The sequence below is a fragment of the Maridesulfovibrio sp. genome, from assembly GCF_963676065.1.
Classification (GTDB): Bacteria; Desulfobacterota; Desulfovibrionia; order Desulfovibrionales; family Desulfovibrionaceae; genus Maridesulfovibrio.
Genome location: NZ_OY780933.1, coordinates 3147889 through 3173551, shown reverse-complemented (window position 1 = coordinate 3173551; position 25663 = coordinate 3147889). Strand labels below are relative to the sequence as shown.

The window sequence follows — 25663 nt, the reverse complement described above, 5'->3', positions numbered from 1 at the left end:
TCCCTATGAAAAAAATACATAAAGATTTCTGGTTGAGGGTGTTTCTTATCATAGCCCTTTTTTTGATAGTAGGAAGTTTATTTGCGAAGCACTTTGCTCCGAATGATCCTTATTCCACACATATAATGAGTATGCGGCAGGCTCCGGGGATGGAGTATCCGATGGGAACGGATGCCATGGGTCGCTGTGTTTTATCTCGATTGTTATACGGTGCGCGGACAAGTGTTTTCTCGGCTTTGAGCCTAGTATTTATTACTGCTGTATTTGGGGCTTTTGTCGGCATTCTTTGTGGCTATTACAGTGGTTCGGCCGATAGGATTGTCATGCGTTTTATCGACGGTATTATGGCCTTTCCGCAGATGGTTTTAGCTATTTCCGTTGCCGGTATCCTAGGAGGGGGAATGGGTAATGCCATGCTGGCCATGGGTTTTGCCAGTTGGACACCCTATGCCCGTTTAGCCAGAAGTCGCGTCATTTCGCTGAAAAATGAGGAATTCATTCAGGCCGCCAGAATTTCAGGCTGTAGTGATAGCGTGATCATGATCAAATATATTTTGCCAAATATTTTCAATTCGCTTCTCACCTTTGCAACTTCCCAGATCGGGACAGTCATGCTGGGGTTTGCCGGACTTTCTTTTCTCGGGCTCGGTGTACAGCTTCCTCAGGCTGAATGGGGCAGTATGATCAGCGAGTCCAGGGGGATGCTACGTACCGCCCCTTGGACAGTCATGTATCCCGCTGCGGCCCTTGTTATAACTGTAATGGTATTTAACTATCTGGGTGATGCCTTGCGTGACCGCATCGATGTTAAGGATCTTGGCGAGGACCGTGTATGAAAAATACAGTGTTGGAGCTGCAGAAACTTAGCGCTGGATATAATGGGAAGAATGTCATCCGCGACATCTCCTTTGATGTAGGTGCGGGAGAGATCTTTGCGTTGGTAGGTGAATCCGGTTCGGGTAAGTCTACGGTTCTAAAGACTATAATGGGACTTCCTTCCAATGGAGTAAGGACTTCCGGCGGAGCTATAAAATTCAACGGACGGAATTTAACTGAGCTATCCGCCGAAGAACGCAGGAAATTGCTGGGTGATAAGCTATGCACAGTATTTCAGAATCCTGCCACTTCCATGAATCCCATACGGAAGATACGCAGTCAGTTTCTGGATACCATGCGCAGCCATAAACGGTTTGATACTGAAAAATCTCTCGCTGCAATAAGAACCGCTTTCATAAAAATAGGTCTGGGTGATGCTGACCGAGTGCTGGACTGTTGCCCCTTTGAACTTTCAGGGGGAATGTGCCAGCGCGTTGCTTTGGCTATGGCTATGGTCATGGAACCAACCCTTATCCTTGCTGACGAACCGACCAGTGCTCTGGACGTGATGAACCAGAGGCAGGTTATAGAAGAATTTCGTATTTTACGTGAAGAGTGCGGTGCATCAATCCTCTTAGTTACTCACAATATATCTCTTGCTTCGCATATAGCGGACAGGGTGGCTATCATGCACTGTGGGGAGATTGTCGAATGTGGAGTTACCGGAGAGGTTCTCAAGTCACCGCAGCACTCATATACGAAAAAATTGATATCTGATGTTCCCTGTTTGCGGGCGGCCTATCCTGCTTATAATTATTCTTCTAAATTTCTAGAAGTGAGCAGTGTAACAAAGCGGTACTGTATTGCTGAACGGACGATAGATGCCGTCCGTAACGTTGGTTTTAGTCTTTCACGCGGCGAGGTTTTAGGAATTGTGGGGGAGTCAGGATCCGGCAAGAGCACTCTTTCAAGGCAGCTCCTGCAGTTGGAGAATACTGATGAGGGGAGCATAAAGTATGAAGGGGAAGAAGTTACGGCCATGAACAGGCGGAGCCTGCGTAATCTTTATCGTCGGGCACAGATGGTGTTTCAGATTCCGCTTACCTCATTTGATCAGAATAAGAGGATTCGAGTAACCATGAGAGATGCTGCTCGTAACCTTACCGACCGGAAAAGGAAAAGTGCAGCCGATGAGTATATCAACGACCTAATGCACAGAGTGGGGCTGACACCGGAGTTGGCGGATCGTTATCCATGGGAAATATCAGGGGGGCAGTGTCAACGTGCAGCCATAGCCCGCGCACTGATTGCCGAACCTGAACTTCTTATTTGTGACGAAGCTACCAGCGCGCTCGATGTTTCTTCTCAGGCACGGATTGCAGACCTTTTACGTTCTTTGGTTCGGGAATGTAATATGAGTATGATCTTCATTTCTCACGATATTGCCTTGGTCAGTGGCCTTTGTCATACAGTGATGGTGATGAAAGATGGTCAGTGTGTGGAATACGGACCGGTAGAAAAAATAATTACCGCTCCTGAAAACGGCTATACTATGGAATTATTAAAGGCTTCGTCTTTTTGTTAAAAGGCTTAACATTTTGCTTTGCATCGATGAACGTGAATACGGCATTTAAAGGAATAGCATTTGCATTTGCTGTGTCTGCAACTTGACTGATATCCTTCCGTCTCATAGAAAATTGTTGGCGGGAGTTTATTCTTTTTATTTGAATTTTAAAAATACAAGCAAGAGCAGATATGGCGTTTTCCAATCATAGTGAATTAGAAATAATAGATGTCTTGAATCGTATCGATGCGGCTCGAAACATAGATATCAATCGCATTGTTACTGTGGTTTTAAGAGCCGCAGTTGAATTGGTTCAGCCGTCTTCTGCTGCCTTTAAAATTGTTTTTTTTAACGATGATTCAGATGTTTACGCATTCTTAAATTCCAATAAACAGGATATTGATTTTCTGGATTTAGAAGCAGATTTTAGTGAAAAAATTTTAGCCTTTCAGGATAGCTTTCAGTCTGAATGCACAGACGAAAAGTTCTCATTTGCGCTCGTGGTGGACTCGCCGCAAGCACCGAAGTATGAGCGTATATTGCAATATGTTATTGATCGCTGCGCCAGTGCTATATCCTTTCTCCTGCTCAATCAGAAGTTACAGAAAAATACTAATGAAGTTTACCGCTTGCGTTTAAATCTGGAGAATTCTTTTAACAGTATTCCAGATGCAATTGTTACTGTTGCTGAGGATATGAGTATCCTTTCCGCTAACGCAGCTTTCCTTTCCCTCTACGGAGGAATTCTCGCTGACTATAAAGGGCGGACACTGGACCAATGTTTCGGGCATAACGCAGGGCCATATAATAGTGTTATCCGGCAGACATTGGAGCTGGGCCGGATTACTTCACACTTCCGAGTCAATACAAAAATACCAGATGGCAAAGAGTGCAAGCTGGAGCTTAATGCCGCACCATTGCGTACCGGAGAACACACCTTCGGCGGTGTCGTGTTGGTTATTAAGGATATGACCCGTCTCGCGGTTCTGGAACAACAGCTGGAAGACCGCAGGCTGCTTAACAATATGGTTGGTCAAAGCGACGCTATGAAGCGGGTTGCTACGTTGGTGCACAGTCTTTCGGATATTGCCACAACCGTGCTGATTACCGGAGAATCGGGTACGGGTAAGGAATTGATTGCCGATGCATTGCATTACACCGGGGGGAGGGCGGAGAAAAGGATCGTGAAGGTAAACTGCGCTGCTTTGTCGGAATCCCTGCTGGAAAGTGAATTATTCGGGCATGTGCGCGGAGCTTTTACCGGCGCTTCTCGTGAAGCTGAGGGGCGTGTTGCCGCGGCTGAAGGCGGCACCCTCTTTCTTGATGAGATCGGCGATCTGCCGCTAGCCATTCAGCTTAAACTGTTGCGTTTTTTAGAATATAAGGAATACGAACGCGTTGGCAGCTCCAAGCCGCGTAAGGCTAATGTGCGCGTGGTTACGGCCACAAACGCCAATCTGGTGCAAAAGGTTAAGGATGGTTCCTTTCGTAAGGACTTGTACTATAGGCTTAATGTCTTTCAGATTGAGCTTCCTCCGCTCAGAGAGCGTCGTGAAGATATTCCGTTGCTGGCAGAAAGTTTTATGAATACCTTCAATAATGAGCTGGGCCGTTCCATAAAAGCCATTTCTCCGGAATTCATGGATGCTCTTGTTATGTACGATTGGCCGGGAAATATTCGCGAGTTGCGGCATTGCATTGAGTACGCGGCAATCCTGTGCCTTGACGAGGTCTTGCAGCCAATTCATCTACCACAGAATTTCAGAAATAATTTCAATCTTTTTTGTGACAATTCAGATGTGAAACAAGTGGCTCGGCATGAAGCTGTAGCGCCTGTTGGAACCTCTGAACCATCTTCCAAAAAGCATGCTTTTGATAAGCAAAAGGTGCTTGAAGCTTTGGAACAGGCAGAGTGGAAGAAGGCCCGGGCCGCTCGAATTCTTGGAATAAGCCGCCCGACACTTTATCGCTGGATGAAGAGGGCAGGGATCGTTGAAGTGTAAATCGCAACACTTATCTTTGCATTTTGACATTCTTGGATTGTTTGTTACAGATTTTGTGTAACGAAAAGTGTAAAATAAAGTGTAATGTTACACGTTACACTTTGTGTGAAATATAGAACAAACAAAACGTTTAAAACACTTTATCTATTGCTTAGACAAAATATAAGTTCTTTAAAATTAAATACTTATCTATGCTTTAAAATTGTGGCACGCGAACTGCTAACGGGACGTAGGAGCGTAAATTATGACTCTTAACAGATGTAAAATGCTGACTCCCGACCAGTACCACTCCTTGCTTGAGGAGAGCATGGGGTTATTGGTTGTAGGGTATCTTTCGGATGACCTGATCTCAAGCAGGCAGATGCAGATCCTTGCGGATTTTGCGCAATCTGCTGCAAAGCGCGTGACCTGTGCGATTTTGAATCCCGCATACGGTGCGTACTTTGAGAAGAGTCTGAAGTTGGATGGAAGTCCGACCTTTCTGCTTTTCTTTTCCGGCGCGGAACAACGCCGTTTTTTAGGATCAGCAGATTTCGAAGACCTCAGGGAGCTTGCCAGCGGGCCTGCGGGAGATGTCGCGTTAGAAGCACAGTCGGAGGAACTGTAGTGACAGCGTCCGCAGCCTGAAAATTAGAGTGCAATTTTAAAGGAGATGAAGTGTATGCCTGATTCTAAGGGTACAAAAGGAAAAGCAGCCATGATGTCCCGTCGTAAGCTGCTCATGAATGGAGGCGCCATGGCGGCTGGAGCTGTCCTTTTTGGTGCTACCGGCAGTCTTGCCAGTGAGAAAGCCCCCTCGGTTCGTTCCGAGCTTCCGACCACCAAGTGGGACGGCGAATTTGATGTGCTGGTCATCGGTAGTGGTTTTGCCGCTTTGTCCGCAGCCATTGAAGCACGCCGCAAAGGGCTTGATGTAATGGTCGTCGAAAAAATGAGAGTGCTGGGCGGTAACTCCTGCATTAACGGTGGTCTTTTTGCTGTGGCAGGTAGTGAGCTGCAAAAGAAAGAAGGCGTTAAAGACAGCATCGATACCATGGTCAAGGATATGCTCAAGGCCGGACGTGGTATCAACCATGTTGAACTTACCAAAGCCATTGCCGAAGGCTCCATGGATGCCTACAATTTCGTTATCCAGTGCGGTGCTGTGTTCAAGCCCAAACTTTCATGGCTCGGTGGACACTCTGTAGCCCGTACCTACCTGACCCACAATGCTTCCGGTTCCGGTATTGTCCGTCCGCTGGTGGATACTGCCCGTGCTGAAGGCGTAGTCCTGCGCACCGGTTGCAAAATGCTTGATTTTATCGTCAACGACGATGAGCGCATTGTCGGCGTCCGCGTCCGCGACGGATACCGTTTCCCGGACGAAGAAAGTGGACAGGTCCGCATGTTCCGCGCCCGTAGAGGAGTGGTCCTCGCTACTGGCGGCTTCAGTCAGGATGCAAAATACCGTGCTGCTCAGGACCCCCGTCTGGCCGGTGAGATCGACAGTACCAACCAACTCGGTGCAACAGGTGAAGCCATGCGCGCGGCCTTTCGTGCCGGGGCTATTCCTGTACAGATTTCCCTTATCCAGCTCGGTCCTTGGGCTTCCCCGGACGAAAAGGGATTCGGTGTTGCTTCCATGTTTAACATCCAGTCCGGATTCCGCTACGGTGTAATGGTAGACCGTTCAAAAGGAACCCGTTTTGTAAACGAACTGGCAGACCGTAAGACCCGTGCTGATGCTATGCTTAAGAAGCTTGATGCAAACGGTAATCCTGATTACCCGATCATCATTGTAGACAGCAAGGGTGCTGAAGCATGTCCTACCTTGGACCGTTGCCTCAAGTACAAGGTTGTTCACGGTTTTGATACCATTGAGCAGCTTGCTAATTTCTATAAGATTCCGGCAGCAAAGCTGACCGAGACCATCAACAATTACAATAAATACGTTGCGGACAAGCACGATCCCGAATTCGGTAAGCCCCTGAGCACCGCAACCCCCATTGTTAAAGCTCCTTTTTACGCTGTTCGCGGCTGGCCTAAAGTGCATCACTGCATGGGCGGCGTCGAAATCGACGTAAAAGGCCATGTCCTTCACTCCCAGAACTTCAAGCCTATCAGCGGCCTCTATGCCGCAGGTGAAGTAACCGGCGGCCCCCACGGGGCGAGCCGTCTTGGCAGTTGCGCGATTACCGACTGCCTGGTCATGGGACGCACCGCTGGTAACAGCGTTGCCAGCAATGAGCCGAGCTAGGAATTTGATGCGTTTCGCGTTTTAGATGCACGCATTTCGCCTTCGGCGGCCAAAGAAGTTAAGCCTCTTTGGAATCCCTATTAGTTAAAAAGGACATGAAAATGAAAAATAGTAAAAAATTCGCCTTCGGAGCGATTCTACTTCTGTTTGCAATGGGAATTTTCCTTGCGCCAAATGCACTGCGCGCACAGGATAAAGCTGAAAAAGAAAAAAGTGTTGCCGAAATTGATATGGAGCAGCACAAGGCCAAACAGTTTACCATCGACATTATTGACGATGTCGTCTTCGGCAAACTTCCGGTCAAAAGCTACCACAAGAAAGTTCACCAGAACGGTGCTAACTGCGAATTATGCCACGGTGTAAAAGCACCCACCGCACCGCCGGATACCCGCAATTGCGCCAACTGCCACGGCACTCCCGAAGATGTTGCCAAACGCACTGAAAAACTTGAACCAAATCCGCATAAATCCCCGCACTGGGCGACGGAACTCCCCTGTGACACCTGTCATAGAGAGCACGGTAAATCTGAGTTCTACTGCAAAAACTGCCACCACTTTGATTACCAGGTTCCCTAAGAATTAATCAGGAGGAATTTCGTATGTTTATTAAACAGGCTTCTGTTTGCCTGGTCTTGGCTCTAGCCTTGTTTATGGCCGGAGCAGTCCATGCAGCGGACGATACAGCCGTCCACTCAGAGCAATTGTACTCAAAAGCCGCCCAGTTGCGCCAAGGTGCGCTGAAGCAGAATCAGAAATGCTTCTCCTGCCATGGCAAGGCTGATATTACCGCAAAATGGGTAACTGACCGGGGCCGCACTCTTCAGCTGCATGTTGATGAAGTGGACTACCGCAACTCAGTGCATAGCGGGCAGAGCTGCCAAAGTTGTCACGAAGGTGCAACTGAAGACGCTTTTGCAAGCGCACCCCATAAATTCAAAACCCAAAAGCCTAAGGACTGCAAGTCCTGCCACGGAGATTACTTCAAGGATATCTACGAACAGGTTGACCACAGCTACCATACCAAAGCCATCGTTAAGAAGGGTAAGGAATTCAGCTGCGCATCCTGTCATGATGCCCATACTTTCCATCTCCCGAAAAGGACTGAAGAAATAGCATCCGTTGTTGTTGAGACAAACGAACGTTGCTTCAAGTGCCATTCCGACCTGCGCGGATACCAGAAACTGACTGATAAAAAACTGCTCGACCAGAAGATGGGCCATTGGTTTCTGCCCAATAAGGAAAAGCATTTTGAATCCGTTAGCTGCGTAGCCTGCCACGGAGGAAAAGAGGGTACTGAAGTACACGTAATCATGGAAGTCAAAGACACCAAAGTTAACTGCGAGAGCTGTCATTCCAAGTCATCCGCCATGACTACCAAGCTCAACAAATACCGCAGTGAACAACGTGCCTTTGCAATGGTTAACAAAGGTCTCTTTAACGACACTGAATTGAAGGCCAAAAATGCTGAAGCCATCAAAGCGTCCATGGGTGAAGCTGACTCTGTGCTCGGTTTCATGAATGCTCGTCTGCTTGAGAACAAGTACGTACTCGGTGTAACCCAGACTCCGTGGCTGAATGCTAAGTTTGTCCAGATTCTGGCGGCTATGCTGCTTTTAATCGCAGTTCATGCAGCACTACGTATGATGGGATCTAAAGCTACTCATGTTCATGGTGAAACTGTGACCATGTTCCCGTTTACTGTAAGACTCTGGCACTGGATCAACGCAATTCTGTTCGCCATCCTGATTGTGAGTGGATTCGCCATGCACTTCGGGGTCGGTATGGGTTTTGAGCCTGCGCAATCCACCCACGCTTACTTTGCACTGGGACTTGTTGCTCTCTGGATTCTGTACTTACTCTATCTGATCCTTAGCGGACAGCTTATGCAGTATCTGCCGCGTGCGGATTTTATTTCCGCAAGCTTTGCGCAGGCCAAATACTACATGCTGGGTATTTACAGGGGACAAGAGAACCCGGCCGGACATGATCCTGCAAAGCGCCTGAACCCCTTACAGCAGACTGCTTATTTGTCCGTACTCTTGGTACTGTTCCCTGTACTGATTGCATCCGGGCTGGCTTTGTTTATCCCTGAAGTTATCCCCCCTGAACTGATGGGCATGAACGGCAAACATCTTGTTTCTCTGGTTCACACTGGAGCAGCATTCCTGATGATCCTATTCATCGTAATCCATCTCTATCTCTGCACCACCGGAGAGAGCATATTCGCACTCGTCCGTAGCATGGTCACAGGTAAGATGAAGAAATAACGTAAGCCATAAACACCTACTGGACAGGTTACCTCTTACCTGTCGCCTCGTGAAAGATGGGGTTGGGCCATAAGGTCCAGCCCCTGCTTAAAGCTCAGTTTAAACTGGAGAGAGCATCTTATCTTATATCTGCTGAATAGGTCACAGGTAACCGGTAAGATGATTGAATAGCGTAAGCCATAATATACCTGCCGGCAGGGTCCTCATTCCCTGTCACCTCGTAAAAGGAAGGGGCTGAGTCGAATAGACTCAGCCCCTTCTTTTATGTTCATTTTAGATAACAGTGTAAGCCTAAAGATGTAAAATTTTACACGGGTTAAATGATAAATAGTATGGATGATATTACTGAGATACCGCTGGTCTCTCCGCTATGTGATGCTATTCCAAAGAGTAGGTGAAACAGGGACCAATTTTTTATCACGCGCCAGTACATCAAGATGAATGAGACCCATCTGTATTGTATCTAAATGTGGCCGGGATGCATATTGGCGCATATCGATATTGAGAATATATTTACCGCATTTATGACAGACTTCAATCCTTTCATGTTCCACATCATTCATAAAAAGAAATTCACGGGTGTCGCTGTCATCGTTTCCACAGGAAGCACAGGTGTTTCGTTTATGGTGCCAGTCGTGCCCGCAGAGAGAACAGTGCAGAAACTTTTTACCCCCTCCTCCGACAAGATATTCAGAATCAGCCATATTTTTGAGAGATAGCTGTGAAATTGAGGGGGATGAGCCGCATACGGGACAGTAGCCATGTTCCCATGAAATTGAGGAAAGCTCTTCGCCCATACTTAACGCAATCGCGTTTAATACCGGGGCCGAAATAGTATCAGAAATATAGAGCAGCATAGTCGGCGGATTGATGCCGAGTTGTGCGGATATCTGCTCAAAATGGTCCAGGTTTTTGTCTATACTGGCCTGGGCAAGACCAAGAAGGTTCTCGGTTACATCCATATAGGCCAGTAGTTTACGGTGTGTATCGGGTTCCAGTTGCAGGACTTCTGCAATAACGGGTAAGAGGCTTTCATCTGACTGTTTGAAAGCATCAGACCAATAGTAGAGATCAGCTTCGGCAAAGATTGGAACACCGGCAGCCAAACGTTCGGTTTCGATGCCTGGATAGTGCAGATTGGTCATGGACAGATGGGTACGGACCTGATCAATTTTCTTAAAAAGTGAACCGAATCTGCCAACAAGCTCACCATATGAAGTATCACGTTTTTTGATGTTTTCCAGTGTGGATTCAATTTGTTTCAGGTCGGAAGTTATTTCCATGCGGTTGCTCCGTATCTTTTGGTGAAACAGGGCGCCATTGTTTGACGCCCTGTGCGTTAACCAGCTTAAGATGTTATCCTTTCATTGCTTTGAAGGGCCTTGCCAGTGTGGCTAAGAATTGCTTCTTCGACACGGGACCGATTTTAGCTTCCGAAACGACATATTCATGATAGTTTTCCGGTTTGTCGATGATCAGATAGATGACATTGACCGAATCAGGATCAACCAACTGGGCTTCGGGCCAGTCTTTTTTCAACTTTGCCAGACGTTTTTTGCCCAGTTCAAGCATCTCTTCCCTGTCGCCGAACTGCATAGTTCCGGTGGGGCAGACTTTTACGCAGGCCGGAGGCATACCGTTGTGAATTCTGTCGTTGCACATGGTACACTTAGCGAGCAATTTGGTCTTTTCATCCCTTCTCGGGATATTATAGGGACACGCTTCTTTAATCTCCTCAAATTGTTCCTTATCGAAACCTTTTGTCTTGGAGGTGAAGATAATTGCACCAGTATCTTCGTCCTGTACGATTGCTTCTTCAATGTACATGTCGCCTGTTTCCTTGCAGGGGGCAATTTCACAATGCCGACACTGGTCAGGGAAGAAGTTCCAGCGGATAATGCCGTCAGTCAGGTGTTCGTTAAAGCGAAGCAGTTTGTAGTTGTTCGGATTTAAATCCTGTGGATTTTGATGGCTGCCCCAGCCGACCTGATAGGTTTTGTTTGCGGGCAGTTCATGCCATTCCTTACAGGCGATCTGGCACCCGCGGCATGCCGTGCAGCGAGAGGTGTCTATCAGTATTGTTTTGGACATGACAGTCTCCTAATATTATGGCGTAGCCAGCTCAGTTATTTTCTTTACCTTATGGATATTTACGCAACACGCCTTGTATTCCGGAATGGTAGTGTTCGGGTCCCCCACTGAAGGTGTGAGTCTGTTTGTGGAGTCACCACATCCCGGAGTGGTCCAGCCAAAGCAGTAAGGCATACCTATCTCATGTATGATGCGGCCATGGACCTTGAGCGGACGCATGCGCACGGTGACCATGGCAACGGCTTCAACTTTGCCTCGGGCGCTTTCAACGCTAATGACCTCGCCGTTCTTGATGCCTTTTTCCTTCGCCAGTTCCGGGCTCATCTCAACGTAGAGCTGCGGTTCTGCTTCTAGGAGGTTAGGCACGTTGCGGGTTTCACCTCCACCGCACCAGTGTTCGGTGAGACTGTATGTTGTGAGAACAATGGGGTACTTCGGATCTGCTGCTTTAGCGAGTACGTCCGGAGCACTCTTTGTTGACTTATACACAGGGCTGTTGAGCTGTTTTGAGAAGAGGTTGCTCTTAACAGGGGTCTCGACCGGTTCATAATGTTCAGGAAAGGGGCCGTCCTGTCTGCCCGGACCGAAGAGGTGTCCCAGACCATGCTGCTGCATGATGAAAGGATATTTTCCTTTTCCGGTGGAAAGCGGGGGCCATCCGCCATCGGGGATATCGCCAATCCACTTGCCGTCCTTCCATTCGATGACAGCCTTATCCGGGTTGAACGGTTTACCGTTGAGATCTACAGATGCGCGGTTATAAAGAATGCGGCGGTTGACGGGCCAGCACCATGACCAGTTGGGATATAGACCGATCTTCGCCTGCATCGGAGTCTGCTTCGGATCACGGCGGAGGCTTTTGTTGCCACTTTCTTCTGTCCAGCTTCCGCAGTAGAGCCAGTTCAGGCTGGAAGTTGAACCGTCGTCAGCAAGGGAAACAAAGCTCGGTACCTGCTGTCCTTTTTTGTATTTTTTACCTTTAACGACTACGTCGCGGGTAAAGCGTCCGTTGATGCGCTGGCACAAATCGTCGGGATCAAATGTTTTGGGCCAATCGATTTTAAGGATGGGGTCAGGGAAAGCTCCTTTTTCCTCTGCATAGAGTTCCCGGATCTTGTTCATGATCGGGATGTACATTTCGCCGAACGGACGGGTTTCATACTGCGGTGGTATTACCTGACCGTGCCAAAGCAGCCAGCGTCCTGAGTTCGTTACGGAACCTGATTTTTCCAGACGGTGGGCCGAGGGCAGCAGGAAGAACTCTGTCTTGATTTTCTTAGGATCAGCACCGGGGCGATGCCAGTTCTCCGTTGTTTCGGAGTTGTGCAATTCAGCACAGACAACCCAATCAAGGTTATCCATTGCCCTACGAATCTTATGGGTGTTGGGGACGCTGTTCATGGGATTGAGTCCCATAAAGAAACCGCCGGTCATTTCGCCCCTGTACATGCGGTCGAACATGAACAGGTAGGAATAATCCACCCCTTTATCCACTTTGGGCAGAAGTTCATAACAGAAACCGTTGGCCTGAGTTGCGTTATCGCCGAACCAGCTTTTGAGCAGCGAAGCAAAGTATTCCGGTTTATGCTGCCACCAGTTGGCAGACTTGGGATCGTTGCTTACCGGAGTATTGGCCTTGTTGTATTCCTCGTAGGTTGACCATTCACCATGAGGCATGGCCATGTAGCCGGGAAGGATGTGGTAAAGCAGGGCATGGTCGGTGGAGCCCTGTACATTGGGTTCTCCGCGTAGTGCGTTGATTCCTCCGCCGGCTACACCGATGTTGCCAAGAAGGAGCTGGATGATTCCGGAAGTGCGGATATTCTGCACCCCGACGGTATGCTGGGTCCAGCCCAGGGCATAGAGGATGGTACCTGCTTTTTTGCCGGTACCTGTTGCGGTAAAAGTATCGTATACCCGCAAAAGGGTTTCCTCGGGAACACCTGTGGTCGATGCTACTTTGTCCAGAGAATACCGGGAGTAGTGCTTTTTCAGCAGCTGAAAAACACAGCGGGGATGCTTTAGAGATTTGTCGCGTTTAGGATTACCTTTGGAATCAAATTCCAAAGCCCATTTGCTTTTGTCATAAGATCGTGTCTTTGGGTTAAACCCTGAGAAAAGCCCATCCTTGAAATCAAAGTCTTCACCCACGATTAATGAAGCATTCGTGTATTCCACTACGTATTCATTAAAGTATTTCTTCTTTTCAATGATGTATTTGATCATACCGCCGAGAAAAGCGATGTCAGTTCCTGATCTCAAAGGAACATGAAAGTCTGAACGTGCAGAGGTTCTGGAGAATTTAGGGTCAACATGCATTACGGTTGCGCCCTTATCCTTGGCCCTGAGTACCCATTTGAAAGAAATAGGATGGTGTTCCGCGGCGTTACTGCCCATGATCAAAATGGAGTCGGCGTTGCCGATGTCGATCCAGTGGTTGGTCATGGCACCACGGCCAAAACTTTCTCCGAGTGCAGCAACAGTGGAGCTGTGACAGACGCGGGCCTGATGGTCCATGTGTACCACGCCAAGACTTCTGGCAAATTGGTGGGTCAGCGCACATTCCTCGTTACTGGCGTGTGATGTGCCCATCAGAAACATTGATTCCAGACGGTTGACTTTCTGCCCGGCTTTGTTCTTGCGGATAAAGTTCTTGTCGCGGGTATCTTTGACCTTGCGGGCAATGCGGTCGATCATCCAATCCCAGCTTTTTTCTTCCCACTTGTCGCTGTACGGAGCGCGGTACATGGGTTTTTGCAGCCGATGGTGAGAAGTCGTCATGGTAAACATGGCTGCACCTTTGGCGCATAGAGATCCTTCATTAATCGGGTAGTCCGGATCGCCTTCGACCCCAACTAATTTGCCGTTCTTTACATAGCCGATAGCAAAGCAGCTAACTGAGCAGAATGGACAGACGGTAAAGACCTCTTTTGCTCCGTCGATTTTTAGGCTGGCAGCATAGCTTTTAATCGGAGTCAGGCTGACTCCTAATTGTGCCAGCGAAAGGCACATTGCTGACGAGGCTGTGAGCTTCAAAAATTTTCGGCGGTCACATTTCATTGGATGGCCTCCTTGATTAAGCAGTAGCGTAATTGCCACTGCTATATTATAAATATGCATTTATGTGGGAGGTAACTTTAACAAAAAATACAGTTATTACAATATGTTAAAAATAACATGTATAAAAAAAATGGAAAGGTGTTATCTGAAATTGGCTCCATTTTGGAGCTAACATGTAAGATTTTAAGAGATTTTTGATAGATTTTATCTATGTGACATATAGATAAAATCTATTGAGAGAGTGTCGCAGTATAAAGGCAGATGAAGTTCTGGAGAGTAGGATTGGCTGAAATTATCATCAGCCATTGAATCGTTCAGTTCCAAACGGCAGGACATCCGGCATTGGTCGAACGTGATGTTGAAGGTATGGTTAAAATGAATTCTCCATGCCACGCAGGGATACGCTGAATAGAGGTTTTTGAGCGTTCTTCTTAGATTATTCCGCCACAGGATTGCCTTACCACTAGTCTGCTTTCGAGAACCACTTTCCGTGTCGGCCGTTTAGGGTCGTCAATGCGTTTAAGCAGTAATTCGCAGGCAGTCTGCCCAATGGCATAGGTCGGTTGTTCCACTACAGTGATGGAGGGCCGGGTCATGGAAGTCCAGATTGATTCGTCAAAGCTTGCAAAAGCCACAGACTCGGGGACGGGCAGTTCTTTATCCCTTATGGCTCTAAATGCTCCAGCTCCAAGTCTACCGTTACTGGTGATGATAGCTTCAGGAGGGGTATCAAGATTCAATAATTCGGTGACAGCTTCATGGGCAGCTTGATCTGTGGCTGGGAGGGTCTTTATAATTACGTTTTCTTCAGTAAGTCCCGCTTCACGTATCGTCTCGGCGAAACCTGATTTACGCTGCTGTCCTGTGGCGCTGTTATCGCCGAAAAGAGCAGCAATGCGTTTGTAACCATGTGCAAGCATATGTTGGGTTAATTCCATAGCAGCCTGATGGTTATCTATAAGAACCATGTCGGCAGCCTGTCCGCTAACCTGTCGGTCGATAACGACAATAGGCGAGGTGTAATATCTGGTCAGCTCAAAATTGTCTGAAAGTCGCAGGGTGGGAGCCAATATAATTCCGGCAGCGTTTTCACTCTGCATCATTTCAAGATACATACGCTCTTTTTCATGATTTTCATCAGTATTGCATAAGATTACGCTGTAATTATTTTTTTGCGCTACATCCTCTACCGCTCTTGCCACCGAAGCAAAAAACGGGCTTTGAATATCTGCAACGATGAGTCCAATGTAAGTTGATTTCTTCGAGCGCAACCTTTGGGCAGCCTTGTCTGGTCTGTAATTAGTTTTGGCGACTACCTTCAGTACCTTATCACGGACTTCCTGCCGGACATTCGGTTTACCGCTCAAAACCCGCGAAACCGTGGCAGTAGAAACTCCTGCAGCGTCGGCAATATCTTTAATTCTCATATCTTACCTCGTTGTTGTATTTAATGTAATCGATTTCATAGAAATTTACAATTTTTCAATGCAAGAACACCGGTATTTTTTCTCTAACGTCTTATATAAAAATACTTTTTGATCTTTTTAATTTGCAATAATCAACCTATTTACAAGATTTAAATTGTATGTATAATAAAAGATATTTTTCTACTCGGTGAGTGAGAAGGGAAAAGGGAAAGTATTTTAGAAACAAATTGTAATCGATTACAAAAAAATTTCAAAAGTATGAATTGATACAGGAGGCAGGCATGATCCGTTTTGACCAGACAAGCATTGAGTTGGGAGCAACCGCTTCAGGAAAGACTGAAGCTATTGAAAAAGTGGGTGAAATTCTGGTGCGGCAGGGATATATTGAGCCTGAGTATATTGAGAGTATGAAACGCAGGGAAGGCGTTGCGAATACTTTTCTCGGAAACGGCATATCCATACCGCACGGCCTGCCCGAAAACAGGGATAAAATTATTAAGACAGGTGTCGCTGTCTTGCAGGTTCCGGAAGGAGTAGCCTGGAATCCCGGAGAAATTGTAAATCTGGTCATAGGCATAGCTGCCAAATCTGATGAGCACATCGAAATTCTTACCAACCTAACCCACGTACTTGATGATGAAGAGACTGTATCCCGCCTTGTTGTGACCAATGATGCGGCAGATATCGTGGGTGTTCTCAGCGGGGAGTGCAAATCGGAATCCCGTCCGGCTCCGACTCTTGATATAACAGATTTCGATTCGTCTATTGATGTGACCGTTATGGGCGAGCATGGATTGCACGCCCGTCCTGCAACTTTTTTTGTAGATATAGCCAAGCAATTCAATGCTGAAATTCAGGTAGAGTTTGATGGTCGTTCCGGCAACGGAAAAAGTCTTGCCTCATTGCTCAAGCTCGGTGTTTCCGGCGGAAAAACTATTCGTATCCACGCTAAGGGTGTTGATTCCGGAATTGCTCTTTCTGCATTAAAGGAAGCTGTGGATGCCGGTCTCGGTGAAGAGGCTGATGATACTGTTGATATGCAAGTTGAGCATGGCTGGGTTCCTGAAAATGTAAAGAAAACAATTCCCGGTTGTACTGCTTCCCCCGGCCTTGCTTCAGGTCCGGTGCATCAGCTGACGCAGAGGCGTATTGTGGTCGAAGCACTGGCAAAAGATCCTCAGCATGAATCAGATGAATTGAACCATGCAATCAATGCTGCACGTCAGAATTTGCATCATTTATATGAAGAAGTACGGTCCAAGTCCGGTGAACCGCGTGCGGCTATTTTCAAGGCTCATGAAGCTTTTCTCGACGATCCTGAAATGCTTGCCGAAACTCATGACCTGATACGCAAGGGTAAAAGCGCAGGTTACGCATGGCGGCAGGTGATTGATGATCGTGTCCATGTCATGGAGCAGCATGCGGATGAGTTGCTTGCAGCCCGGGCTATGGATTTGCGTGATGTTGGGCGTCGTGTGCTGAAGCATTTGGCAGGAATTGTTCAGGATGAACCATTTACTCCAGAATCCCCGGTGATACTCATCGCTGATGATTTAACTCCATCAGATACAGCACAACTTGATCCTGCTTTCATACTTGGTTTTTGTACCGCCAGTGGCGGGCCGACATCTCATTCTGCCATTATTGCCCGTTCACTTGGGATCCCGGCCATAGTGGGCGCCGGTCCCCGTTTGCTTGAAGTGGCTAATGACACTATGGCAATTCTGGATGGGGATTCCGGTAATCTTTACCTTGAACCATGCGAAGCAGACATCAAGACAGCAGATGAGGCCAAGCTGCGGTTGCAAGAGTTGCGTAATGAAGAATACCGGACCCGTTTTGAACCTGCACTGACCACCGACGGTGAGCGAGTTGAGGTCGTTGCCAACATCGGCAAGGTTAGCGAAGCGGAAAAGGCCGTTAATGCAGGTGGAGAGGGTGTTGGGCTAATGCGTACGGAATTCCTGTTTCTGGAACGTGATACCCCGCCTGATGAAGAAGAGCAGTACCAGAACTATAAAGCTATGGTTGAAGCGCTCAATGGTTTGCCCATTATTATTCGTACTCTTGATATCGGTGGGGATAAAGCTGTTTCGTATCTTGATCTTCCACCGGAAGATAACCCGTTTCTCGGTGAGCGCGGAATTCGCCTTTGTCTGAACAGACCCGAAATGTTTTTGACCCAGCTGCGCGCTATCTATCGTGCTTCCAAGTACGGCCCAGTAAGGATCATGTTCCCTATGATCACGACTCTCGAAGATCTTGATATGGCAAAACGCCTTGCGGAGAAGGCTCGTATTGAGGTGGGAGCCGAGCCTGTTGAGATCGGAATTATGGTTGAAGTCCCGTCTGTTGTCGCTATGGCCCGTGAATTTGCCAGAGAAGTGAATTTCTTCTCTGTAGGTACCAATGATCTGACTCAGTACACCATGGCTATCGACCGTGTTCACCCGATTCTGGCCGCCAAAGCGGACAGCCTGCATCCTGCAGTGCTGCGTCTCATCGAGCATGTGGTCAAGGCCTCTGATGAAGCCGGAATATGGACCGGCGTATGTGGTGGATTGGCCGGGGAACCGCTTGGAGCAGCTATCCTTGCGGGGCTGGGTGTTAAAGAACTCAGCATGGTTGTGCCCAGTATTGCCGCAGTAAAAGCCCGTATGCGTTCCATGAGTATGGACTCGGCCCGTGAACTGGCCCGAAAAGCATTGGCCTGCCGCAACGGCAAGGAAGTGCGGGCTTTAAGCTTGCCTTAATGCGGAGAAGCACATGTCCATAAAATCTAATATAGTTACTGTGACTATGAATCCGGCCATTGATTTGGCCTGCAAGGTTTCGGATTTCACTGCTGGAAAGGTCAACAGGGTCACACAGTATCAGACTGATGCGGCAGGCAAGGGCGTAAACATAGCCGTTCTGCTACGTAAATTTGATCTGCCGGTTATTGTTACTGGATTTCTCGGCCGGGACAATGCTGGTATATTTGAGAATTTATTCTCGGAGAAAGGGCTTGTTGATGATTTTGTCCGTGTTCCGGGTGAAACGCGTATCGGCATTAAAGTCCTTGATCCGAGTACGGAGTCAACCACGGATATCAATTTCCCCGGTTTGTCTCCAGATGAGGAGCATGTTGAGGAATTGATGCATAGGGTCGGTAAACTGGCTGAGGATGCATTGATAGTTGTAATAGGCGGAAGTCTGCCCTCCGGTGTTTCTCCGGATGTGGTCGGGCGGCTGGTCGCTGTCATCAAGAGCAAGGGAGCAAAGGCGGTTGTTGATACCAGCGGTCCGGCTCTTGTCAGTGCGATCAAGTCCGGACCTTGGTTGATTAAGCCCAATGATGATGAGTTGGCAGAGTTGGTCGGTCGTTCACTTCGGGATAGGCGAGACATTATTGATGAAATGAGGAATATGAACAGGGCCGGCATTGCCAATGTGGCAGTTTCTCTGGGAGAGCGGGGAGCATTGTTTACTGATGGCGAAGAGGAACTTTTGGCTAAACCTCCGAAAATAGAGCCGGTCAGCACTGTGGGAGCCGGTGATGCCATGATAGGGGGGCTGGTCGCGGGAGTTGCGCTTGGTCTTTCGTTAAAGGAACGGGTGCGCCTTGCAACATCCCTCTCTGCCGCTACAGTGGCCCAGGCTGGTCCCAGTCTGGAAAGTCTTGATGTTGCTAAGAGATTGGAAGAACAGGTAATTGTTGAATCAATAAGCTTGTAAGGGAGAACTTTTATGTCAAAGATCATTGCCGTAACGGCATGTCCTACCGGTGTTGCTCATACCATTATGGCTGCCGAAGCTCTGAAGAAAATCGGCGCCAACATGGGACATAGTGTTGAAGTGGAAACTCAAGGAGCGGAAGGCGCAAAGGATGTCCTTAGCCAGCAGGCCATTGAGGCAGCCGATGTGGTCATCATTGCCGCAGATATTCATGTGGATCCCGCAAGATTTCAGGGTAAGCCCATGCATGCGGTTTCTACCAGTGATGCTATTCGCAAGACAAAGGAAATTATCGAAGCCGCTTTGAAGGAAGCTGAGGATTTCAGTGCACAAACGGTGTCTTCTGCTGCTGAGGGTGGTAGCAAATATATCGTAGGAGTAACTTCCTGCCCGACTGGAATAGCCCATACTTTTATGGCTGCAGAAGCATTACGCAAGGCTGCCGAGGGTCTCGGTTATGAAGTCAAGATCGAAACTCAAGGTTCTGTTGGTGCCAAGAATGTTCTAACGGAAGAAGATATAGCGCGTGCTGATGCTGTTGTAATTGCAGCTGACGCGTTTGTTGATCCTAAGCGTTTTGCCGGTAAACCACTTTATGAGACCGGAACCAAGGCTGCTCTCAGGGAAGGGGAGCAGGTCATCAAGTCTGCGTTGGCAGCTATTCCTGTAGTTCAGCAGGATCTTGCCGGACAGGTTGAGGAACTGAAGAAAGAACGTTCCGCCGCACGGAGCGGACCATATCGCCATCTTATGACCGGTGTTTCCTACATGCTTCCGGTCGTTGTTGCCGGTGGTTTGCTCATTGCACTGGCATTTGCTTTCGGGGGTATTTACGCTGGAGACAAACAGGGAACCCTTGGCTGGGCTCTTATGCAGATTGGTGGAGCAGGGGCGTTTTCCTTATTTGTTCCTGTGCTTGGCGCATTCATTTCGTACTCCATTGCTCAGAGACCCGGTATCACACCAGGTCTGGTCGGTGGGTTGCTGGCTACCAATGTCGGATCCGGATTTCTCGGCGGTATTGTTGCCGGTTTTATTGCCGGTTACCTTACCCAGTTCCTCAATGATAAGATTAAGCTCCCCCAGAATTTGCAGGGACTCAAGCCGGTATTGATTCTGCCGTTTTTATCTACCCTCGTAGTCGGCTTGCTCATGATTTATGTAATTGGTCCGCCAGTAAAAATTGCCCTGACATCCCTTTCCGAATGGTTGCAATCCATGCAGGGAACAAGTGCTTTAGCTCTCGGATTATTACTTGGTGCTATGATGGCTTTTGATATGGGTGGTCCGGTAAACAAGGCTGCATACACTTTTGCTGTAGGGCTGCTTTCTGCAAAAATTTACGGTCCTATGGCTGCGGTGATGGCTGCGGGCATGACTCCGCCTCTTGGTTTGGCTTTGGCTGCTACTCTTTTCAAAAATCGTTTTACCGAAGATGAACATGAAGCGAGCAAGGCTGCCTTTGTTTTGGGAATATCCTTTATCACCGAAGGTGCTATTCCTTTCGCTGCGCGTGACCCGTTCCGGGTAATCCCATGCATCATGCTGGGTTCTGCTGTGACAGGAGCCATCTCCATGACCATGAAGTGCACCTTGATGGTTCCTCATGGTGGGATTTTTGTGCTGCCAATTCCCAATGCCGTTACCGGTCTGATTCCGTACACCATAGCTATCATCGCCGGAACAATAGTCACTGCCGGGGCTCTGTTTATAGCCAAAAAGCCGCTTGAACAGGCAACATAGAATTTAACTGAATCAGCTAGTATAAAAGCCCCCCAACTTAATTCTGAGTAGGGGGGCTTTCTTATTATAGCGGTGAAGAGTTGTTTAATCTTCGCGGCTATCGATGATCAGCAGGTGGTAACCGAACTGTGTTTTTACGGGGCCATGAACTTCGCCAACGGCTTCATTGAACACAACGGTATCAAATTCCGGGACCATCTGGCCGGGGCGGAACTCACCGAGATCGCCACCGCGCTGACCGGAAGGACAGCTGGAGTGTTTTTTTGCAAGTTCACCAAAGTCTGCGCCGTCCTGAATTTGTTTTTTCAGGTCCAGACAGGTCTGTTCATCACTAACCAAAAGATGGCGTGCAGATGCTTTTGTCATTTACGTACTCCTGTAAGTTTTAATATAGTAACCTTAATTAGCCTTGTCGTCTTGCCATTACGATTTAATGCGTCGCAAAAAAGGAACTTGCATGAATACGCAAGGACTGCAAGGTGAAATACTGCATACATACCTTCCAGATCAATCCGTTCCGCGAATTCAACCAACGTACGCACTTCGAATTGCGAGAATTACAGGCGAAGTACCAGTTTCCTATCTACCGGATGAACTGCCGCAGGTCATACATAAAATTGATTGGTCTCAGCAAGGCTGTAGTTGGCAGAAGGTCCGCAAGGCTCGGTACGGATCATGGGAAAGTCAAAACGAAATGCAGTTTGATGTCACATGAAGTGATCATATTGCCGAGGTTAAACGGACAACTCCGAAGGTGAATCTGTAAAAAAAGTTAGCCCCACCAATTTAAAAAAGGTGGGGCTATAGTGGGGCCAAATCAAGCTTAATAACTTGCCGTCATGTCTAACATGGATAAATTATTAAATAAAAATGGTGGAGGCGGGGGGCATAGAATTGATGGTGTATGTTCCCGGGATGTATTGATTTTTTATGCTGGTTGAAATGGTGTACTCGTGTGGGTACTCGTACGGGAAAACATATTTTTTAATTTGGGAAATAGTTTTGTATGGGGTGTGTTGATTTTGTTATTGCTTTAAAATAGTAGTTGTTGTTCGATAATGCAAATTAAAAAGCTGAGTTTGGGCTTGGAGAGTTTTCATTTTATGCCGTTACCAATTTTGCCATTAGTAGGTATTAGTCCTACGTCGATATATCCCAGGGTATTAGATAGACTTATCATTAAAGATGCTGAAATTCAGCGCCAAATTACAAGTTGGCTTTTCATGTCAGAAAGGCCGGGGTTAGACATTAAATTGCCCAATGGGAGGCATATTCAGTACAGAGGGATTAGATACCATGGAAGTCCACAGCATATTTTTTGGTTTGAATTTTTACCTACACTTTTAGATCATACGATTCGTGAGGAATTAAAAAAGACTGCTGAACTTGCTAAGAGTACATCTGTTTCTGTTGAACAGAGTGTTGCTGAAGTTGTTGCTTTATTGAATAATCTAGTTCAAAGGGCTTACATTAGGGCAGTAGATGTTGATCGATCGCTAATGGGGGATGGTTTCACGAAAGGAGAAGCTAGAGATGTTGCTCATAATGTTGAAGGGTACAATAAATATATTGTTGAACAGTCAAATGTTTATGTTTTAGAGTATTCTTCTAATGAAGAGAAAGTTAATTATGCTATTGTACAAGAAGATGTTTTAGATATTAAACCAAATTTTTGTGGCATAGGGATAAATATAAATGCATTGTGGAGGAAGATAAAAGGCAAATTCCTCCCTTAGTTAATGAAAATATGATTAAATCTTAATATACATAATGAAAAAAATATTAGTTGTCACAAGTTCCAACGATAGAACGGTTGACTATATCCAGTCTAAATTTAAAGATGTTTGCTTTATTCGATTTAATGTTGACTTGTTTTATGAATATAAAATTGTTGTCACAAATGATAGTATAAAAATTTCATGTAATGAATTTGAATATACTTTGAGTTGTCAGGATGCCATTTACTATAGAAAACCGAATTTGCCAGATCTTAATAACGTTTTGAGCAATGAATATCATGAATTTGCCTATAGAGAAATTTTTTCTGTAATTGATGGAATTATAGAATCTCATACTGGAATGTGTATAACAAAACCAAGTATACTTAGAAGAGCGAATAATAAAATATATCAGGTTGGAATTGCCCGCAAATGTGAATTGAGTTTGCCTTATATGGCAATAACTAATTCTATTGATATTGTACAAAATATTTGTGCTACAAAATCGATAGTGAAGCCTATTTCCTATGGTGAAGTTATACATTTAGATGAAAAAGAGTTTGTGCAAACTAATTTGTTTGATCCTTCTGTTTCTTTAGAACAACTAAAGTTTTGCCCGGCTTATTTTCAACATTATGTTGCTAAGGACTTTGATGTACGAATCGTTTTTGTGGGCAGAAAGGCTCTTTCATTTGCAATACATTCAACTAATAATATTGATTGGAGAAAGCCGGAAGCTAAGAATAAATATTCTGTCGTAGAAATACCTAATGATATTTATTTGAAATGTTGCCAGATGCTGGATGAGGTAGATATGCAATTTGGCTGTTTTGATTTTGTTGTTAAAGATGATGATTACTATTTCTTAGAGCTAAATGCGAATGGCCAATGGGCTTGGCTTGAATTTGAAACTGGTGTGAATATTTCAGGAGAGTTGATAAAGGAATTGCTAAAGTGATTACGTCGATGTTTAGATTTATTAAAAAAGTTTTATTGCTTTTGCTACGTGCAGTCCCTGTAATTTCCTTCACTTGTGATCGTCTTTATGATGATTATAGTCTGGGGGCAAAGCTGCGGATATCTTTACTCAGATTTTCATTTGGGACTAAAATCTATTACTTCTTTTCTTTCTATGAAAAAAAATTTTCATTTTTCAAGAGCCTAGCATTGGATGATATTTGCCCTTGGCCTAACTTATCTAAATTCGATGAAGCAATTTCTAAATATCAAGAACATTCAATGGGACTAGATGAAGAAGGAGTTGAAGCGGAGCTAGATTACATAAAAAATTCAATTAGCTTAGCCACAGACACCAAGAATCATTTCCATACAAAAGTATCTATATATCTCGTTATTCTTTCAATCTTTATCCCTCTGTTTATTAGTTTGTTGCCTAGTGCTTTTGGAAATAATTTCGATTCTGTTTGGGATTTCATTTTTGCTGCACTATCAATGTATGGAGTATATTTTTTAGTAGGCATAATAAATCTTCTAATTAAATACATGGCTTCAAAAAGTTATGAAAAGCCAGCTTTTAAAGAGCTGAAAACAAATCCTTCTAAGCAAAAGCTTTCAGAAATGTATTACGCAAACAAAGTAATGAATGAAGCTCAGAATTATTGTATTTCAAATTATGTACTAAATTTAGAACAAAAAATATTTTGGTTTTTTATAACTGCAGCAACCTCATATTTAGTAAAAAAAATATTTATAGTTGATGTTAACAATACATTTAATGTTATTTTAAATTTTTAGGAGATATATTATGAAGCCTTATATTATGAACTATTCACAGACAGTAAAGTTGGTTCCTTCAAACCAAACTAATTCAAATTTAGAAACTACAATGACAAAATCTATTGAAGGAACTGATCCAGATTTGTATTTGAGTGATTCAACGGTTGAGACTCGGACAATTGAGCCTGGAGATCCTGATTTAATACTTGCTGAAGGAACTATGCAAACATTTACGATTGAGCCAGTTGATCCTGATCTGTTTTTGTTAAGTCGCCATACTGAAACGCAAGGTCCAGATACAACTTGGATTACTGAGTCGCTTGAACCAAGTGATGAGGATCGTTATACGAGCTAGTTCTCTTTTGTCCATTGCCTTTGCCTCAAATACTCCCTATAATTACCGCAAAATATGCGGCGAATAGCCACCGCATTCACCGCAAAGAAGGGCAAAAGCAATGTGGATACACGAACATCAAGACTGGCCGAACTTCTCATGGAACGCTGAAAAGCTTATTTCCAAATAAAAAACCGGAGCTATCTAAGCAGATAACCCCGGTTTTATTGTGTTTAATTACCTTTAATTCAAGCGCACAAATGAAGCTCTTCACAAGTCCGCACTTCTCTATCAATGCGGGTAACAAGCTGATCATCCTTTGCGACTTCAAGATCATACCGCTGCTGAATATTAAGCCAAAATTGCGGAGTTGTTCCGAAAAACTTAGCTAGCCGCATAGCGGTATCAATTGTGATGCTTCTTTGTCCCTTCACCACCTGTCCAATGCGCTGTGCAGGGACACAAAGAGCCGCTGCAAGCTTGTTGCGGCTTAGTCCTAATGGTTCCATGAACTCTTCCAGTAAAATTTCACCGGGATGAACTGGGCTAAAATCTGCCATATTTACCTCCCTAATTGTGATAATCTGTTACTTCCACCTGTAAAGCGTGGTCCGTTTCCCATACAAAACAGATTCGGTACTGATTATTAATTCTTATACTATATTGTCCTGCTCTATTGCCTTGTAAAAGTTCAAGCCGATTGCCCGGAGGAACTTTTAAGTCTTTAAGATCATGAGCTGAATCAATCTGAATTAATTTCTTATAAGCCGCTCTAGCTAGTTGATTAGGGATAATCCGTGAATACTCGCGTTTAAACAACTTTTCTGTTTCACGATTCTTAAATGACTTAATCATGAACCAAGCATATAACGCATAGGGTGTCACGTCAAGCGTTATAGGGAAGAGTCCTAATGCCAAGTAAGGATTCCATTGCCTTTGCTCCAAATCCCC

Annotated in this window: 21 protein-coding genes; 14 read left to right on the top strand and 7 right to left on the bottom strand. The window is 45.9% G+C overall.

Going from position 1 to position 25663, the window contains the following annotated elements:
* Window positions 1-5 precede the first annotated feature (5 nt).
* From ACKU35_RS14250 to ACKU35_RS14220, 7 genes are all read left to right on the top strand, one after another.
* Complete coding sequence (locus tag ACKU35_RS14250; protein ID WP_319760125.1) at window positions 6-836, top strand: ABC transporter permease; 831 nt, start codon at window positions 6-8, stop codon at window positions 834-836.
* A complete protein-coding gene (locus ACKU35_RS14245; protein WP_319760123.1) occupies window positions 833-2401 on the top strand; it encodes an ABC transporter ATP-binding protein in 1569 nt (522 codons plus the stop codon). Before ACKU35_RS14250 ends, ACKU35_RS14245 begins: the two co-directional genes overlap by 4 nt.
* 170 nt (window positions 2402-2571) lie before the next feature.
* The gene (locus tag ACKU35_RS14240; protein ID WP_319760121.1) at window positions 2572-4383 is read left to right on the top strand and encodes a sigma 54-interacting transcriptional regulator; all 1812 of its coding nucleotides are present in this window, start codon (window positions 2572-2574) and stop codon (window positions 4381-4383) included.
* 244 nt (window positions 4384-4627) lie between these two features.
* Window positions 4628-4990 carry a hypothetical protein gene (locus ACKU35_RS14235; protein WP_319760119.1) on the top strand — a complete coding sequence of 121 codons (363 nt, stop codon included), beginning with the start codon at window positions 4628-4630 and terminating at the stop codon, window positions 4988-4990.
* 54 nt (window positions 4991-5044) lie between these two features.
* Window positions 5045-6619 (top strand): flavocytochrome c, encoded by a 1575-nt coding sequence (locus ACKU35_RS14230; protein ID WP_319760117.1) that lies wholly within the window; start codon window positions 5045-5047, stop codon window positions 6617-6619.
* A gap of 101 nt (window positions 6620-6720) precedes the next feature.
* Window positions 6721-7194: a cytochrome c3 family protein gene (locus ACKU35_RS14225; protein ID WP_319760115.1), complete on the top strand. Its 474-nt coding sequence runs from the start codon at window positions 6721-6723 to the stop codon at window positions 7192-7194.
* A gap of 23 nt (window positions 7195-7217) precedes the next feature.
* The gene (locus ACKU35_RS14220) at window positions 7218-8885 is read left to right on the top strand and encodes a cytochrome b/b6 domain-containing protein (RefSeq protein WP_319760113.1); all 1668 of its coding nucleotides are present in this window, start codon (window positions 7218-7220) and stop codon (window positions 8883-8885) included.
* Between the two features lie 368 nt (window positions 8886-9253).
* Here ACKU35_RS14220 and ACKU35_RS14215 read toward each other — a convergent pair whose 3' ends face one another.
* The 4 genes from ACKU35_RS14215 to ACKU35_RS14200 form a co-directional block, all read right to left on the bottom strand.
* Window positions 9254-10168 carry a formate dehydrogenase accessory protein FdhE gene (locus ACKU35_RS14215; protein WP_319760111.1) on the bottom strand — a complete coding sequence of 305 codons (915 nt, stop codon included), beginning with the start codon at window positions 10166-10168 and terminating at the stop codon, window positions 9254-9256.
* 73 nt (window positions 10169-10241) lie between these two features.
* Complete coding sequence (locus tag ACKU35_RS14210) at window positions 10242-10976, bottom strand: 4Fe-4S dicluster domain-containing protein (protein ID WP_319760109.1); 735 nt, start codon at window positions 10974-10976, stop codon at window positions 10242-10244.
* Window positions 10977-10991: 15 nt separating this feature from the next.
* Complete coding sequence (gene fdnG / locus ACKU35_RS14205) at window positions 10992-14036, bottom strand: formate dehydrogenase-N subunit alpha (RefSeq protein WP_319760107.1); 3045 nt, start codon at window positions 14034-14036, stop codon at window positions 10992-10994.
* 431 nt (window positions 14037-14467) lie between these two features.
* On the bottom strand, window positions 14468-15463 hold the full coding sequence (locus ACKU35_RS14200) for a LacI family DNA-binding transcriptional regulator (RefSeq protein ID WP_319760105.1): 996 nt from the start codon (window positions 15461-15463) through the stop codon (window positions 14468-14470).
* 281 nt (window positions 15464-15744) lie between these two features.
* On the opposite strand from ACKU35_RS14200, the gene ptsP reads away from it, so the two are divergent.
* The 3 genes from ptsP to ACKU35_RS14185 are packed head-to-tail and all read left to right on the top strand — an operon-like array spanning window position 15745 to window position 20923.
* Window positions 15745-18216 (top strand): phosphoenolpyruvate--protein phosphotransferase, encoded by a 2472-nt coding sequence (gene ptsP, locus ACKU35_RS14195; protein ID WP_319760103.1) that lies wholly within the window; start codon window positions 15745-15747, stop codon window positions 18214-18216.
* Window positions 18217-18229: 13 nt separating this feature from the next.
* Window positions 18230-19180, top strand: a complete 951-nt coding sequence (gene pfkB / locus ACKU35_RS14190) for a 1-phosphofructokinase (RefSeq protein ID WP_319760101.1) — start codon at window positions 18230-18232, stop codon at window positions 19178-19180.
* A 12-nt stretch (window positions 19181-19192) separates the two neighbouring features.
* Entirely contained in the window at window positions 19193-20923 is a 1731-nt protein-coding gene (locus ACKU35_RS14185; protein WP_319760099.1) for a PTS fructose-like transporter subunit IIB, read from the top strand.
* 84 nt (window positions 20924-21007) lie between these two features.
* Here the strand turns inward: ACKU35_RS14185 and ACKU35_RS14180 are convergent, their stop codons facing one another.
* The gene (locus tag ACKU35_RS14180; protein ID WP_027722859.1) at window positions 21008-21289 is read right to left on the bottom strand and encodes a peptidylprolyl isomerase; all 282 of its coding nucleotides are present in this window, start codon (window positions 21287-21289) and stop codon (window positions 21008-21010) included.
* Window positions 21290-22146: 857 nt separating this feature from the next.
* Here ACKU35_RS14180 and ACKU35_RS14175 point away from each other — a divergent pair.
* From ACKU35_RS14175 to ACKU35_RS14160, 4 genes are read left to right on the top strand one after another with little or no spacing between them, the layout of a single operon-like run.
* A complete protein-coding gene (locus ACKU35_RS14175; protein WP_319760094.1) occupies window positions 22147-22659 on the top strand; it encodes a hypothetical protein in 513 nt (170 codons plus the stop codon).
* Window positions 22660-22693: 34 nt separating this feature from the next.
* The gene (locus ACKU35_RS14170; RefSeq protein ID WP_319760092.1) at window positions 22694-23599 is read left to right on the top strand and encodes an MvdC/MvdD family ATP grasp protein; all 906 of its coding nucleotides are present in this window, start codon (window positions 22694-22696) and stop codon (window positions 23597-23599) included.
* A gap of 8 nt (window positions 23600-23607) precedes the next feature.
* Entirely contained in the window at window positions 23608-24396 is a 789-nt protein-coding gene (locus tag ACKU35_RS14165; protein WP_319760090.1) for a hypothetical protein, read from the top strand.
* A 10-nt stretch (window positions 24397-24406) separates the two neighbouring features.
* Window positions 24407-24733, top strand: coding sequence for a hypothetical protein (locus ACKU35_RS14160; RefSeq protein ID WP_319760088.1), 327 nt, complete (start codon window positions 24407-24409; stop codon window positions 24731-24733).
* 227 nt (window positions 24734-24960) lie between these two features.
* Here the strand turns inward: ACKU35_RS14160 and ACKU35_RS14155 are convergent, their stop codons facing one another.
* Window positions 24961-25272, bottom strand: a complete 312-nt coding sequence (locus ACKU35_RS14155) for a HigA family addiction module antitoxin (protein WP_319760086.1) — start codon at window positions 25270-25272, stop codon at window positions 24961-24963.
* A gap of 10 nt (window positions 25273-25282) precedes the next feature.
* Complete coding sequence (locus ACKU35_RS14150; protein ID WP_407944209.1) at window positions 25283-25567, bottom strand: type II toxin-antitoxin system RelE/ParE family toxin; 285 nt, start codon at window positions 25565-25567, stop codon at window positions 25283-25285.
* Window positions 25568-25663: the final 96 nt, after the last annotated feature.

What these genes read in the sequence shown, in the direction of transcription:
- ACKU35_RS14250 (WP_319760125.1), top strand. Translation starts at nt 6, where the DNA reads ATGAAAAAAATACATAAAGATTTCTGGTTGAGGGTGTTTCTTATCATA.
- ACKU35_RS14245 (WP_319760123.1), top strand. Translation starts at nt 833, where the DNA reads ATGAAAAATACAGTGTTGGAGCTGCAGAAACTTAGCGCTGGATATAAT.
- ACKU35_RS14240 (WP_319760121.1), top strand. Translation starts at nt 2,572, where the DNA reads ATGGCGTTTTCCAATCATAGTGAATTAGAAATAATAGATGTCTTGAAT.
- ACKU35_RS14235 (WP_319760119.1), top strand. Translation starts at nt 4,628, where the DNA reads ATGACTCTTAACAGATGTAAAATGCTGACTCCCGACCAGTACCACTCC.
- ACKU35_RS14230 (WP_319760117.1), top strand. Translation starts at nt 5,045, where the DNA reads ATGCCTGATTCTAAGGGTACAAAAGGAAAAGCAGCCATGATGTCCCGT.
- ACKU35_RS14225 (WP_319760115.1), top strand. Translation starts at nt 6,721, where the DNA reads ATGAAAAATAGTAAAAAATTCGCCTTCGGAGCGATTCTACTTCTGTTT.
- ACKU35_RS14220 (WP_319760113.1), top strand. Translation starts at nt 7,218, where the DNA reads ATGTTTATTAAACAGGCTTCTGTTTGCCTGGTCTTGGCTCTAGCCTTG.
- ACKU35_RS14215 (WP_319760111.1), bottom strand. Translation starts at nt 10,168, where the DNA reads ATGGAAATAACTTCCGACCTGAAACAAATTGAATCCACACTGGAAAAC.
- ACKU35_RS14210 (WP_319760109.1), bottom strand. Translation starts at nt 10,976, where the DNA reads ATGTCCAAAACAATACTGATAGACACCTCTCGCTGCACGGCATGCCGC.
- fdnG (WP_319760107.1), bottom strand. Translation starts at nt 14,036, where the DNA reads ATGAAATGTGACCGCCGAAAATTTTTGAAGCTCACAGCCTCGTCAGCA.
- ACKU35_RS14200 (WP_319760105.1), bottom strand. Translation starts at nt 15,463, where the DNA reads ATGAGAATTAAAGATATTGCCGACGCTGCAGGAGTTTCTACTGCCACG.
- ptsP (WP_319760103.1), top strand. Translation starts at nt 15,745, where the DNA reads ATGATCCGTTTTGACCAGACAAGCATTGAGTTGGGAGCAACCGCTTCA.
- pfkB (WP_319760101.1), top strand. Translation starts at nt 18,230, where the DNA reads ATGTCCATAAAATCTAATATAGTTACTGTGACTATGAATCCGGCCATT.
- ACKU35_RS14185 (WP_319760099.1), top strand. Translation starts at nt 19,193, where the DNA reads ATGTCAAAGATCATTGCCGTAACGGCATGTCCTACCGGTGTTGCTCAT.
- ACKU35_RS14180 (WP_027722859.1), bottom strand. Translation starts at nt 21,289, where the DNA reads ATGACAAAAGCATCTGCACGCCATCTTTTGGTTAGTGATGAACAGACC.
- ACKU35_RS14175 (WP_319760094.1), top strand. Translation starts at nt 22,147, where the DNA reads ATGTCAGAAAGGCCGGGGTTAGACATTAAATTGCCCAATGGGAGGCAT.
- ACKU35_RS14170 (WP_319760092.1), top strand. Translation starts at nt 22,694, where the DNA reads ATGAAAAAAATATTAGTTGTCACAAGTTCCAACGATAGAACGGTTGAC.
- ACKU35_RS14165 (WP_319760090.1), top strand. Translation starts at nt 23,608, where the DNA reads ATGTTTAGATTTATTAAAAAAGTTTTATTGCTTTTGCTACGTGCAGTC.
- ACKU35_RS14160 (WP_319760088.1), top strand. Translation starts at nt 24,407, where the DNA reads ATGAAGCCTTATATTATGAACTATTCACAGACAGTAAAGTTGGTTCCT.
- ACKU35_RS14155 (WP_319760086.1), bottom strand. Translation starts at nt 25,272, where the DNA reads ATGGCAGATTTTAGCCCAGTTCATCCCGGTGAAATTTTACTGGAAGAG.
- ACKU35_RS14150 (WP_407944209.1), bottom strand. Translation starts at nt 25,567, where the DNA reads ATGATTAAGTCATTTAAGAATCGTGAAACAGAAAAGTTGTTTAAACGC.